The organism is Thermosulfurimonas sp. (assembly GCF_015491435.1).
Classification (GTDB): Bacteria; Desulfobacterota; Thermodesulfobacteria; order Thermodesulfobacteriales; family Thermodesulfobacteriaceae; genus Thermosulfurimonas_A.
On the sequence record NZ_WFVX01000082.1, the window covers coordinates 1 to 10,695 of the forward strand.

At 59.1% G+C, this 10,695-nt stretch carries 13 protein-coding genes, 2 tRNA genes and 2 pseudogenes; 8 read left to right on the top strand and 9 right to left on the bottom strand.

Annotation, left to right across the window (positions count from 1 at the left end):
- Together F8J34_RS03735 and F8J34_RS03740 are read left to right on the top strand one after the other, a co-directional pair.
- Positions 1-413, top strand: a 413-nt coding sequence (locus F8J34_RS03735; protein ID WP_297056664.1) for a uroporphyrinogen-III synthase, incomplete at its 5' end; no start/stop codon positions are given.
- A gap of 36 nt (positions 414-449) precedes the next feature.
- Positions 450-522: transfer RNA gene (locus F8J34_RS03740), tRNA-Lys, on the top strand.
- 214 nt (positions 523-736) lie between these two features.
- On the opposite strand, the gene F8J34_RS03745 is transcribed toward F8J34_RS03740, so the two are convergent.
- The 6 genes from F8J34_RS03745 to F8J34_RS03770 form a co-directional block, all read right to left on the bottom strand.
- Positions 737-809: transfer RNA gene (locus F8J34_RS03745), tRNA-Phe, on the bottom strand.
- Positions 810-858: 49 nt separating this feature from the next.
- Positions 859-1,668 (bottom strand): YkgJ family cysteine cluster protein, encoded by an 810-nt coding sequence (locus tag F8J34_RS03750; protein ID WP_297056666.1) that lies wholly within the window; start codon positions 1,666-1,668, stop codon positions 859-861.
- A gap of 4 nt (positions 1,669-1,672) precedes the next feature.
- Positions 1,673-3,046, bottom strand: coding sequence for a 16S rRNA (cytosine(967)-C(5))-methyltransferase RsmB (rsmB, locus tag F8J34_RS03755; RefSeq protein WP_297056667.1), 1,374 nt, complete (start codon positions 3,044-3,046; stop codon positions 1,673-1,675).
- Between the two features lie 3 nt (positions 3,047-3,049).
- Entirely contained in the window at positions 3,050-4,402 is a 1,353-nt protein-coding gene (locus F8J34_RS03760) for a nicotinate phosphoribosyltransferase (protein WP_297056668.1), read from the bottom strand.
- Positions 4,403-4,592: 190 nt separating this feature from the next.
- Complete coding sequence (locus F8J34_RS03765; protein ID WP_297056669.1) at positions 4,593-4,793, bottom strand: hypothetical protein; 201 nt, start codon at positions 4,791-4,793, stop codon at positions 4,593-4,595.
- Between the two features lie 11 nt (positions 4,794-4,804).
- Positions 4,805-5,320, bottom strand: a complete 516-nt coding sequence (locus F8J34_RS03770) for an isochorismatase family cysteine hydrolase (protein WP_297056670.1) — start codon at positions 5,318-5,320, stop codon at positions 4,805-4,807.
- A 92-nt stretch (positions 5,321-5,412) separates the two neighbouring features.
- On the opposite strand from F8J34_RS03770, the gene F8J34_RS03775 reads away from it, so the two are divergent.
- From F8J34_RS03775 to F8J34_RS03790, 4 genes are read left to right on the top strand one after another with little or no spacing between them, the layout of a single operon-like run.
- Positions 5,413-5,811 (top strand): ubiquinol-cytochrome c reductase iron-sulfur subunit, encoded by a 399-nt coding sequence (locus F8J34_RS03775; protein ID WP_297056671.1) that lies wholly within the window; start codon positions 5,413-5,415, stop codon positions 5,809-5,811.
- On the top strand, positions 5,795-6,619 hold the full coding sequence (locus F8J34_RS03780) for a cytochrome b N-terminal domain-containing protein (protein WP_297056672.1): 825 nt from the start codon (positions 5,795-5,797) through the stop codon (positions 6,617-6,619). Before F8J34_RS03775 ends, F8J34_RS03780 begins: the two co-directional genes overlap by 17 nt.
- Positions 6,616-7,854 (top strand): hypothetical protein, encoded by a 1,239-nt coding sequence (locus F8J34_RS03785; protein WP_297056673.1) that lies wholly within the window; start codon positions 6,616-6,618, stop codon positions 7,852-7,854. Before F8J34_RS03780 ends, F8J34_RS03785 begins: the two co-directional genes overlap by 4 nt.
- A 36-nt stretch (positions 7,855-7,890) precedes the next feature.
- Complete coding sequence (locus F8J34_RS03790) at positions 7,891-8,277, top strand: hypothetical protein (RefSeq protein ID WP_297056674.1); 387 nt, start codon at positions 7,891-7,893, stop codon at positions 8,275-8,277.
- Here the strand turns inward: F8J34_RS03790 and F8J34_RS03795 are convergent.
- Together F8J34_RS03795 and F8J34_RS03800 are read right to left on the bottom strand one after the other, a co-directional pair.
- Positions 8,267-8,686: a HEPN domain-containing protein gene (locus F8J34_RS03795; protein WP_297056675.1), complete on the bottom strand. Its 420-nt coding sequence runs from the start codon at positions 8,684-8,686 to the stop codon at positions 8,267-8,269. The two genes, F8J34_RS03790 and F8J34_RS03795, sit on opposite strands and share 11 nt — an antisense overlap.
- Positions 8,664-8,990, bottom strand: coding sequence for a nucleotidyltransferase domain-containing protein (locus F8J34_RS03800; RefSeq protein WP_297056676.1), 327 nt, complete (start codon positions 8,988-8,990; stop codon positions 8,664-8,666). The genes F8J34_RS03795 and F8J34_RS03800 overlap by 23 nt, the downstream gene beginning before the upstream one ends.
- Before the next feature lie 52 nt (positions 8,991-9,042).
- Between F8J34_RS03800 and F8J34_RS03805 the strand changes: the two genes are divergently transcribed.
- Both F8J34_RS03805 and F8J34_RS03810 read left to right on the top strand, forming a co-directional pair.
- Positions 9,043-9,579, top strand: coding sequence for a VTT domain-containing protein (locus tag F8J34_RS03805; protein ID WP_297056678.1), 537 nt, complete (start codon positions 9,043-9,045; stop codon positions 9,577-9,579).
- Positions 9,580-9,620: 41 nt separating this feature from the next.
- Positions 9,621-10,553: pseudogene (locus F8J34_RS03810) on the top strand (LarC family nickel insertion protein); the annotation flags it as partial.
- Between the two features lie 8 nt (positions 10,554-10,561).
- Here the strand turns inward: F8J34_RS03810 and larC are convergent.
- Positions 10,562-10,663 (bottom strand): annotated as a pseudogene (larC, locus tag F8J34_RS09750) (nickel insertion protein); the annotation flags it as partial.
- Positions 10,664-10,695: the final 32 nt, after the last annotated feature.

The window sequence follows — 10,695 nt, forward strand, 5'->3', positions numbered from 1 at the left end:
GGGCCGAGGGGCTCATCGAGGCCTTCTTGGGCGAGGACCTTAAGGGGCGGAGGATACTTCTTCCCCGTGCGGCGGAGGCCCGGGAGATCCTTCCGGAAAAACTTCGAGAAAGAGGAGCCGAGGTGCGGGTGGTCACAGCTTATCGGACCATCCTTCCCGAGGAATCCCGCGAGGCTCTGATCGCGGCCCTGGAGGAGGGGGTGGATGTGGTTACTTTTACCAGTTCCTCCACGGCTCGTAATTTCTTTCGGCTTCTGGACGGACGGGAGGAACTCCTTCGGAAGGTGACCCTGGCTTCCATAGGTCCTATTACCAGTGAGACCCTTCGCCAGCTGGGACACCCTCCGGGCATAGAGGCCCGGGAATACACCATTGCGGGCCTGATTGAAGCCATTTTGGAACACTTTTCTTGACACCCGGGCTAGTGGTGTTATTTTAAGGTCCCAGGTGGGCCGCTAGCTCAACTGGTAGAGCAATGGACTCTTAATCCATAGGTTCCAGGTTCGAGTCCTGGGCGGCCCACTATTTTTGAATAAAATCTTCACCTGTAAAAGATCAAGGGCCCCTTCTGAAGAATAGTTTTCGAAAAAGTGTTCCCTTAGGACTTCCTTGGCCTTTCGTAAAACCTCCTCAAGGGTATCCCCCTAAGTGAGGCATTCCGGAAGATGGGGAAGAGTGACGGTGTAGCCTCCCGCCTCTTTGGGTTCAAGGCAAGACAAGTCCTTGAGAATCAAGGTGCCGGGGCCCGGAATCGAACCAGGGACACGCGGATTTTCAGTCCGCTGCTCTACCGACTGAGCTACCCCGGCACAAAGACTAAACATTTATTACCATCTTTTCCCCGGCTTGCAAGCCCCCTTAGAGAGGTTTTACCTTCCGGTGTTCGGGCACCTCTTTCCTGCGCCGCACCAGGTTTTCCCCGAAAAGTACGCTTTTCAGCCACCGAAAACCGAACTGAAGGAGCGCCAGATCATCCTCCCGAATACGGGAGAGCGTGTCCTCGTCCACCTCAAAGATCTCCAGGAACTTGCTCTCAAACACGAAACGCCGGAAGCGCTCCGGATTGGTGCTGACCATGAAGAAGAGCTGAAGACTTTTCTCCGGAACCTCAACCGGCCCTAAGGATTCCTTTTTCATGATGATCTCTGCCCACTCCTTGACCGGTTCCTCGGTCTCCGGAATGCCCTGGCTTTTGCGGTATTCATCCACGGTGATCTCCGGCCCGGAGTCAAGCCCCTGACAGAAGCCCTCTTTGACCAGATAGTAAAAATCCTCGTTTCGGCCCTCATCCCGATTCCGAAAGATACCCAGCCCCAGGGGATAATACCGGCAGGCCAGCGGCCGCACGGGATAGACCGTGCACCCCTCTTCCCCGAGGAAGGGACAGGTCTTTTCCGCATCCTCCCGCATCTTAAGCCGGGCCACCGGAAGCCCGGAACGGGGAAGGATGAAGGGTTCGGTGTACTGCAGGAGAAATTCATCCGTGGTGAGTCCGAAGTGATCTCTTAAACGCAGGATGTCATAAGGGGTAAGGGGCAGATAAAGGGCGGAACAACAGAGTTTGAAACAGGGCACCCCCGGCCCGCACTGAAAGACAAACTTCGTGCCCGGCTCAAGCTTGATGGGCACGATGATGCGATCCATGCCCCGGAGTTCGGTTATGGCCATAATCTCACCTCGCGCGCCTTTTCCTCAATCTTACCCCGAAAAAACCGTCCAGACCATGGCGATGGGGATAGGTGCGCAGGAACCCGTTTTCGTCCACCAGCTCGCGGGTGGCCTCGGGAAGCACCTTCCTCGGGTCTTCGATCTCAAATTCCGGATGGCTGGAAAGGAATTTCTCCACCACCTCCTCGTTTTCCTCGGGCTCAAGGCTACAGGTGGCATAGACCATAACCCCGCCGGGCTTTAAGGACTCGGCAAGCCCGCAAAGGAGGGCCAGCTGTTTTTCCGGGACCTTCGTGAGATCCTCGGGTTTTCGGGCCCATTTAATGTCCGGATGCCGCCTGATGACCCCGGTCCCGGTGCAGGGGGCATCGATCAGGATCCGGTCAAAGAACCCGGCGCCAAAGGCTTTTACTCCCTCTACCACCTCGCCGGTAAAGCTCTCCACGATGGTAATCCCCAGCCTTTCGGCGTTTTCCCGAAGACGTTCAATCCGCCAGGCGTAAAGGTCGTAGGCATAGATGCGGCCGGTATTTTGCATGAGTTGAGCCAGATGAGTGGTCTTTCCGCCCACCCCGGCGCAGGCGTCAAGCACTCTCTCCCCGGGGCGGGGGGAAAGCAGAAGGGAGACCAGCTGGCTGGCTTCATCCTGCACCTGAAGCCAGCCCACGGCAAAGGCACGAAGTTCGGTGATCCGCCCCCGAAAACCCCGAAGAATGATTCCCTCGGGACTATAACGACAGGCCTCGGCCCCGGGGATCTCCGCTTTAAGATAATTTAAGAGTTGGTCCCGGGTTACCCGCAAGGTATTGGCCCGCACCACTAAAGGGGGCTTTTCGTTTCCCGCGGCAAGGAGCCTTTCGGTTTCTTCCTCCCCGAAGCGGGAAAGCCAGCGGGTAACCATCCATTCCGGATAGGAATACCGCACCGAAAGATAGGCCACGGGATTCATCTCCCGGGGAGGCTCGGGCGGCCTCTCACGCACTTCGGCAATCTTTCGCAAGACCGCATTCACAAAGGAGACCACCCATTTTCCACGTCCGCGTTTTACGAGTTTCACCGCCTCGGCCACCGCGGCTCGCGCCGGGACCCGGGTGAAAAGGAGCTGATAGGTCGCAAGCCGAAGGAGATTTCTCACCTGGGGATCCATACGATCCAGGGGCTCTTCCGAAAAACGGGAGATCACATAGTCCAGGTAATAAAGGTGTCGCACCACGCCGTTTACCAGCTCGCCGCAGAGGGCCCGATCCCGCGGGTCAGGAAGGACGCTTTTTACCAGGACCTCGGAAAGGATCTCGTCAAGAAGGGGCTTCCCCCGCTCCCAGCGGATGAGGGTCTTTAGGGCCATGGCCCGGGGATTGCGACGGGGAAGCTTGGGCATGGACTAAATTTCCTTCCTCAGGCCTTCCGCGGTCTCCTGATAGAGACGGGCAAGGGCCTCGGAGACGCGAGGGGAAGGGACGCGTTTTCCCTTCCGGACCTCTTTTGGAAGACGGGCTATTTCCTCTGCGGCCCGTCGGCGAATAGTTGAAAGCGAGGGAGGAGTCTCAAGAAGGTTTCTCTCGCGCATAAAACATTTAAGAAGCGGCTTTCCGGGAAGGTCTTCCTCGCGCAGGGCGAGAAGATCCTCCTCCATAAGGCCGGAATCGGCATAGCGGCGAAAGACCTGTTTGCGCCCGGGATAGGTGATCTTTCCCTCGGAAAGTTTCATCCGGGGGCGTCCGTCGTATTCCACCAGTTTGTAGGCCAGATCCAGATAGGGGGCGTCGGCCGAAACCCCCATCTTGGTCCCCACCCCGAAGGCATCCACCGGGGCCCCGGAGGAGACGATCTCGGCGATCCTCTTTTCGTCAAGCCCCCCGGAGACGAAGATTTTCACCTCCGAAAGCCCGGCCTCATCGAGAACGCGGCGCACCTTCCGGGAAAGCTCAATCACATCTCCAGAATCAAGCCTTACCCCGCGCACCGAAAGGCCTTTTTCCTTAAGTTTAAGGGCCACCCGGGCCGCACGCCTAGCCCCCTCAAGGGTGTCGTAGGTATCGATGAGAAAAACCGTATTTTCCGGAAAGTTTTCGGCAAAGACCCGGAAGGCCTCCTCCTCACGGTCAAAGCTTTCCACGTAGGAGTGGGCCATGGTGCCGGTCACAGGGAGGCCGAAGAGTTTTCCGGCGAGCACATTGCTTGTGGCGGTAAAACCCGCGATGTAGGAGGCCCTTGCGGCATGGAGGCTGGCCTCAAGCCCCTGGGTGCGCCGGGCCCCGAAGTCCACGCAGGGCCGGCCCTGAGCGGCAAGCACACAGAGCGCGGCCTTGGTGGCAATGGCCGTCTCAATGTTGACGAGGTTGATAACCAAGGTCTCCACGATCTGGGCCTCGGGAAGCGGGGCGGTGATCTCCACCACCGGTTCGTTTTCGAAAAAGACCGTCCCCTCGGGAAGGGCCCAGACCTCCCCGCTAAACCGGAAATCCTTAAGATAATCCAGGAAGGTGGGCTTAAAGAGTTTCAGGGATTCAAGGTAGGCGAGGTCATCTTCGCTAAAGCGGAGCTCGCGCAGGGCCTCAAGGAGGGGCCAGAGTCCGGCAAAAAGGAGAAAACTTCTTTGCCGGGGAAGCTTTCTTACGAAAAGGGAAAAGGTGGCCGGAGCGAGCATCCCCCGCTCCACATAGACCTGGCTCATGGTGAGCTCGTAAAGATCCGTAAGAAGGGCCGAGGGAGTGAGCCATTTAGCGGTAAACATCTTTGCGATGTCCTAACGGTAATTTCCCACTCTTATTCGCCAACCTTCACGACCGATTAATTTCTTGCAACCTGTCGGTCTGGGATTTTCGGCCAATTTTAAGATTGCTTCTTTGAGACGCTCATAGTCTGAAAAGGGAAGGCTACTCAATTCCTTTTGTGCCTTTCTAAGGATGAAAATTTGATACACTTCAAGGCTTCCGGGAGTCTTCGATCTCTTTTATAGCTACCTCAAAAGGAATGACTTCATCTCCTGAAGCTTTGGCTTCATCGTACGCTCTTATTTCCTCAAGTTCTTCGAGTTTCTCTAGGATTTCCTGATAAACTTCTATAGGCAAGATAACCGCTTTTTTATTCCCTTTTTCGTCTATAACGAAATTTACATCTGGCATTAGCAATCCTCCTAAACAATCCGGGCCTTATAGATCCGTTCCATTCTTTTTAAGGCGAACTCGTGGGCCTCGGGATCAAAGTCCCCCACGGCGGAGGAGGGAACGACCACCTTGAAGCCCCGGAAAAAGGCTCCGGCCGCGGTATCCATGACGCAGATGCTGGTACAGACCCCGCAAAGCCACACCTCATCCACCCCGAGCTCCCGCAGGACCTCCTCAAGCTCCGTGCGGAAGAAGGCGTCAAAACGGGTCTTTTCGATAACCCTTTCCCCGGGGGCCGGGGCAAGCTCCGGAATGATCTCCGCCCCCCAGCTCCCCTTCACGCAGTGGGCGGGGAAGGCCTGAAATTCCCTGTCCTCCGGCTCATGGGCGTCGCAGACATAGATCACCGGCTCGCCCCGGGCGCGGAATTCCTCAAGGAGTTTCTTAATGGCGGGAATGATCCTCCGGGCTGCTTCTCCGCAATAAAGAACCCCCTTCGGATCCAGAAAATCGTTTAACATGTCAATCACAATGAGCGCCCGCATCCCAAGCCCCGTCCAGTCTATTCTTGGGGTTTATGGAAGTTTTATAACCCATTCTTTTACTTTGGCAAGGCAAAGGGGTAATATTAGGGAGCATGAAACGACGGGATTTTCTGGGTTTCCTGGCCGGGGCCGCGGTCTTCTCCGGATTTTGCTGGGCCGGGCTTTCGGCGGTGCGGTATTTTCTTCCCCCGCCGCCGCGCCGGGTCCTGATCCGGGAGGCCGACTGGCCTTCGGCCCAGAAGGTAAAGGTGGGAGCGGAATACTTCCTGGTACGCCTTCCCGGGGGAGAGATCCGGGCCTTTTCCCGGCGCTGTCCCCACCTGGGCTGTGTGGTGAACTATCAGCCCCGCCTGGGGATTTTTCTCTGTCCCTGCCATCAGAGCAGATTCTCTCTTCTCGGAGCCAAACTGGCCGGGCCGGCCCCCCGCGGACTCTACCCCCTGAAATGGGAAAGGACCGAGGGAGGTATCATCCTTGAAATACCGGGTTAATCCCTTCCTGTCCTGGGCCCTCTCCTCGGCCTTTCTTCTGGCCGTAATCTCGGGCATCCTCCTGGCCTATCCCTTTCACGAAAAGGCCCCCTTTGTCTCCACGGTAGGGATAGATACGGTGGTCCCTTACGGCTGGTTCTTAAGGCGTCTGCATTATTTTTCCTCCTGGGCTACGCTGGTTCTTCTCCTGTGGCATGCAGGCGAAGCCCTGTGGGCCCGGGCCGAGGAACACCGAAGACCCCTTCCCTGGCTGGCTCTCTCCCTTTCTCTTCCGCTCATTTTCCTGGTGGCTTTTACCGGATATGTTATTCGCTGGGACGAAACCGGGAAACTGGCCGGCTTTATCGCCGAAAGCCTAAGCCTCAGACTACCGGTGATAGGCCCCTATCTCAATGCCCTGCTCTTTACGGTGAGGGAAGGAGGCATCCACCGACCCTATCTCTACCATTTCTGGGCCTCTCTGGTGGTCCTGGGACTTTACGGAATCTGGCACTTTCGAGCCCGGCGCTGGCCGGCTGACCCCTTCCTCCTGGTCTTTGCCCTGTGCGGGGCCCTGGCCCTCTTCCTTCCGGTAGGGCTTCACGCCCCGGGGCCTCATCTTCTGGTAAAAGGTCCCTGGTTTTTCGTAGGGGTGCAGGAGGCCCTGCGACATGCCCCTCCCTTTCTGGCCGGGATCCTCCTCCCCTCCCTCGGCCCGACCTTTTATTTTCTCGTGCGGATACCCTCTCTGCGCCGGGTCTCCCTTTTCGGGCTTATTCTCTGGTGCGCGGGCTACGGAGTGCTAACCCTCTGGGGGCTTCTGCGATGAAAAAAATCCTGCTTCTCTTCTGCCTCCTTCTCCTGCTGGTACTCCTCTGGCATGAACATTCCCGAAAACGGGCCCTTAAAGTCTATACCCTCACCTCCGGGCGGGTGGACATGTGCCTGGCCTGCCATAAGGAGACGCCCGGAAAGGCCCACGCCCGGGGCGTGGTGGGCTGCGCGGACTGTCACGGAGGAGACCCCCTTACGGTGGATAAATCCCGGGCCCACCGGGGGGTGGTAAAGAATCCCGCGGATCTCCGTTATGCCGACCGAAGCTGCGGCCGGCCGGAGTGTCACCCGGGCTACCCGGAAAGGGTTAAAAAGAGCCTCATGGCCACCAACCGGGGTATCATCTCCACCCTGCGCTACTACTGGGGGGAAACCCGAAATTTCCGGGAAAAAATCTCGGTTGAGGAACTGATGCAAACCGGGAAGGACTCCCCGGCGCTGGATTACTTCCGCAAGCTCTGCGGGACCTGTCATCTCTGGCTTCCCCGGGAGAAGCTTCCGGGTTTTCTTCGCGAAAAGGGCGGGGGGTGTGCGGCCTGCCATCTCGTGCCCGGTAAAAAACCGAAAGCCCATCCCATCCTTACCCGTAAGATCCCGGTCCGAAACTGCGCCCGCTGCCACAACCGCAGCGGCCGCATCGCCTTAACCTACCAGGGCCTTTACGAGGACGAACAATACGGGGCCCCCATCCGGGACGGGACCTTCGGGGCCGAGGAGCTTCCCGACGGCCGTTTCGTGGAACGCATCCCCCCGGATGTGCATTTTAAGGCCGGCATGAGCTGCGTGGATTGTCACGTGCAGAACGAGACCATGGGCGACGGCAAGGCCTACGCCCATCTTGAGGAGTCGCTGGAGATCACCTGCGAGGCCTGCCACGAGGGCCTCGGACGCACCAAAAAGGGGACCCCGCTTCCGAATTTGATAGTAAAGGACGGAAAAATCTTCTTACGGGCCAAACTTACGGGAAAACTCCTTCCCGTAAAAAGGCCGGATCCGGTGGCCTGCCGGCACCCGGTGCACCGGAGGCTTGCCTGCTGGGCCTGCCACGACCGCAGAGTGCCCCAGTGTTTCGGCTGTCACGTGCGCCGGAGCGCCGGGGAGAAACAGCTCGACAAGCTCTCCTTCCGCAAGACCCCCGGTCTCTGGGAGGAATTCCGGAGCTACATGCGGCTCAAGGCCCCCACCCTGGGCCTTTACCGGGGGCGGGTCACGGTGCTGGTTCCGGGCTGACAGGACTTCGTAACCTTCCTTTCCCCGGAGGGGAAGGTGGAGCGGGAGTTCCGGCGCATCACCTGGTCCCACATGTACCCCCACGGAACCGGGAAGGCGAGAACCTGCAGAGACTGTCACCAGTCGGCAAAGACCGTGGGCCTGGGCTACGGTTCCCTTACCTATCTCGGTAAAGGGAAGTGGCGTTTCACCCCGACCGAGGCCCCCGCGGAACTTCTGGGCCTGAAACACGGACTTTCGGCGCTTACCAACCTTTCCGGGGAACCCCTGGTGAACTTTAGGCCCGGGGTTTCGGCCTTTTCCGGCCCGGAGATCCGGCGGATCCTCCGGGTGGGGCTCTGTCTCCCCTGCCACCGGGATTTCTCCGACCCGGTGATGCGCAACTGGCCCCCGAAACGCCCCTGCCCGGTGTTTAAGGAGTGAGAACCTCCCTTACCCGGTTCCGGAATTCTTCGGCAAGCCTTACGGCCTCCTCGGCCTCCCGGCGGGTGTAAACCTCATCCGGCGTCAAATCCGGAAGCCCGTTGGGATACCGGGTGGGAATGTAGTACTTGTCAAGGAGGGCCGCAGGCTCAAGAAGATCGCGCAGTTTATTAAAAAATTCCGGAGCCACCTCCTCAAGCTCCCGGATGAGTTTTACCAGGGAATGGCCCCAGGGAGAGCTTTCCAGGGCGTACCAGAGGGCCTTTAGGGCCTTTTCTGCGGCCTGATGGGCGTGAAAACAGGAAAGGGCGTATTCCCCCTCCCGCAAAAGAAGACGCGCGGCCCGCAGGTCCATTTCCGCGGTCTTAAGCCACCTTCGGGCTTCCTCAAGGGTCTTCCGCACGCTCATAGATAATCCTTCCCTCCCGGAGGATCTCTCGCATGAAAGGCCTTTCACCGTGGGCCGAAAGTTCCTCCTCCGTCCATACCAGGAGGTCCCACTCAAACCGCGGGAAACGCAGGAGCAAATCCCGGAATTCCTCCAGACGCTCAAGATAAGGCCGGGGATGATCTATAACGATCAAAAGATCCACATCGCTCCTTCGGCTCTCCTCAGAACTTGCCCGGGAGCCGAAAAGGATGACCTTTTTGACATCCCTTTTTTCCTTAAAGTAAGCTTTTAAGGCGGAACTCAACTCCGGAGGAAGCCCCATACTGGAAACTTTAGCACGGATCTGGGAGAGTCGGGAAGCGCTCCGGGCCTTGGTGGAGTCGCGGGGGGCCTTGGGGCCGCTGGTCTTCGTGTTTCTTCAGGCCCTGCAGGTGATTTTAGCTCCGCTTCCCGGGGAGGCCACGGGTTTTGCCGCAGGCTTCATCTTCGGGCCTTTTGAGGGTTTTATCCTGGCCATGCTCGGGCTCGCCCTGGGTTCGGCAGGGGCCTTTTTCTTAGCCCGGGCCTTCCGTCCCCCCTTTGAAAGACGCCTCGGAGGCCGCCCTTTTTATCTTCGGGCAAAGACCTTCACCCGCAGACACGGCCCCACCGCGGCCTTTCTTCTCTTCCTCTTTCCCGGTTTCCCCAAGGACTATCTCTGCTACGCCTTAGGGCTTCTTCCCTTTCCCTTCCGAGTCTTCTTTCCGGTGATGCTCCTTGGCCGGGCCCCGGCCACCTTAGCCTTAACCCTTGAAGGAGACGCCGCCTTCAGGAAGGACCCCGAGGTCTTCCTCTGGGTCCTTCTTTTCGCCGGGGCAGCCACCGCGGCCTTCTGGGCTTTAAAACCCCGCCTCTTTCCGGAGGAGGAATGAAACGGGCCTGGCTTCAGGCGGTAGGGGGAGTGGCCGGGGACATGTTCCTTGCGGCCCTGATTTCTGCCGGGGTTCCGGAGGAGAAGCTTTCGGGCTTCCTTTCCGCACTTCCTGGGGCCTTGAGACTTCACACCGAAAGGGTTTCGGTGGGAGGCCTTTCCGCCCTAAGGGTTAAGCTTTCGGCCGGGGCCCCCGGGGCCCTTCCTTCCCGCCTTCCGGATTTCTTCGCCATGCTTGAGGGCCTCTCCCTTCCCGAGGCCTTAAAACTCCGGGCCCGAAAGATCTTTGAGCTTATCTTTTCGGCCGAGGCCCGGGTGCACGGAAAAGACCCCTCGGAGGTCAACCTTCACGAGCTTTCGGCCTACGACACTTTGGGGGATGTCTTGGGGGTGCTTTACGGGCTTCACTATCTCGGGATCTCCGAACTTTGCGTCTCGCCCCTTCCCCTGGGCTCCGGGCTCCTTGAGACCGCCCACGGCCGGCTTCCGCATCCGGCCCCGGCGGCGGCCGAGATCCTCCGTGGGGTTCCGGTCTATGGCGTCCCGGAGGAGGTGGAGACCGTGACCCCCACCGGAGCGGCCCTGGTCCGGGTGCTCGCCCGGGACTTCGGCCCTCTGCCTCCCCTTCGTCTTGAGGCCGTGGGCGTGGGGGCCGGGACCTTCACCTTAAAGAGCCGCCCCAATATCTTAAGGCTTTTTGTCGGGGCCCCTGAGCCTGCGGTGTCCTCCGAGGAGGTGGTGGAGATCGTCTGCGACCTTGACGACGAAAGCCCGGAGGTGCTCGCGCAGGTCGCCGAAAGGCTCCTTTCCCAGGGGGCGCTTGATGTGGGGTTTCTTCCCCGTACCATGAAAAAGGGGCGCCCGGGGGTGCGCCTTGAGGCCCTGGCCCGGCCCGAGGACGTAGAAAGGCTTTCTGCCCTTATCCTTGAGGAGACCTCCACCCTGGGGGTAAGGCTCCGGCGGACGGAAAGACGCGTCCTTTCCCGGAGGGTGGAGGTCTCCTCAAGGATTAAAACGGAAAGCCTTTCGGCGTCCTCGGGCCGGGCCAGGGCCTCAAGGCGCACCCCCGGGCGCCCCTTTTTCATGGTACGGGGAAGAAACCCCACATCAAGCGCCC

Bases quoted from the DNA above. Each gene is read 5' to 3' on its own strand.
- F8J34_RS03770 (WP_297056670.1), bottom strand. From the start codon at position 5,320: ATGCGGGCGCTCATTGTGATTGACATGTTAAACGATTTTCTGGATCCG.
- F8J34_RS03785 (WP_297056673.1), top strand. From the start codon at position 6,616: ATGAAAAAAATCCTGCTTCTCTTCTGCCTCCTTCTCCTGCTGGTACTC.
- F8J34_RS03775 (WP_297056671.1), top strand. From the start codon at position 5,413: ATGAAACGACGGGATTTTCTGGGTTTCCTGGCCGGGGCCGCGGTCTTC.
- F8J34_RS03795 (WP_297056675.1), bottom strand. From the start codon at position 8,686: ATGAGCGTGCGGAAGACCCTTGAGGAAGCCCGAAGGTGGCTTAAGACC.
- F8J34_RS03765 (WP_297056669.1), bottom strand. From the start codon at position 4,793: ATGCCAGATGTAAATTTCGTTATAGACGAAAAAGGGAATAAAAAAGCG.
- rsmB (WP_297056667.1), bottom strand. From the start codon at position 3,046: ATGCCCAAGCTTCCCCGTCGCAATCCCCGGGCCATGGCCCTAAAGACC.
- F8J34_RS03750 (WP_297056666.1), bottom strand. From the start codon at position 1,668: ATGGCCATAACCGAACTCCGGGGCATGGATCGCATCATCGTGCCCATC.
- F8J34_RS03760 (WP_297056668.1), bottom strand. From the start codon at position 4,402: ATGTTTACCGCTAAATGGCTCACTCCCTCGGCCCTTCTTACGGATCTT.
- F8J34_RS03800 (WP_297056676.1), bottom strand. From the start codon at position 8,990: ATGGGGCTTCCTCCGGAGTTGAGTTCCGCCTTAAAAGCTTACTTTAAG.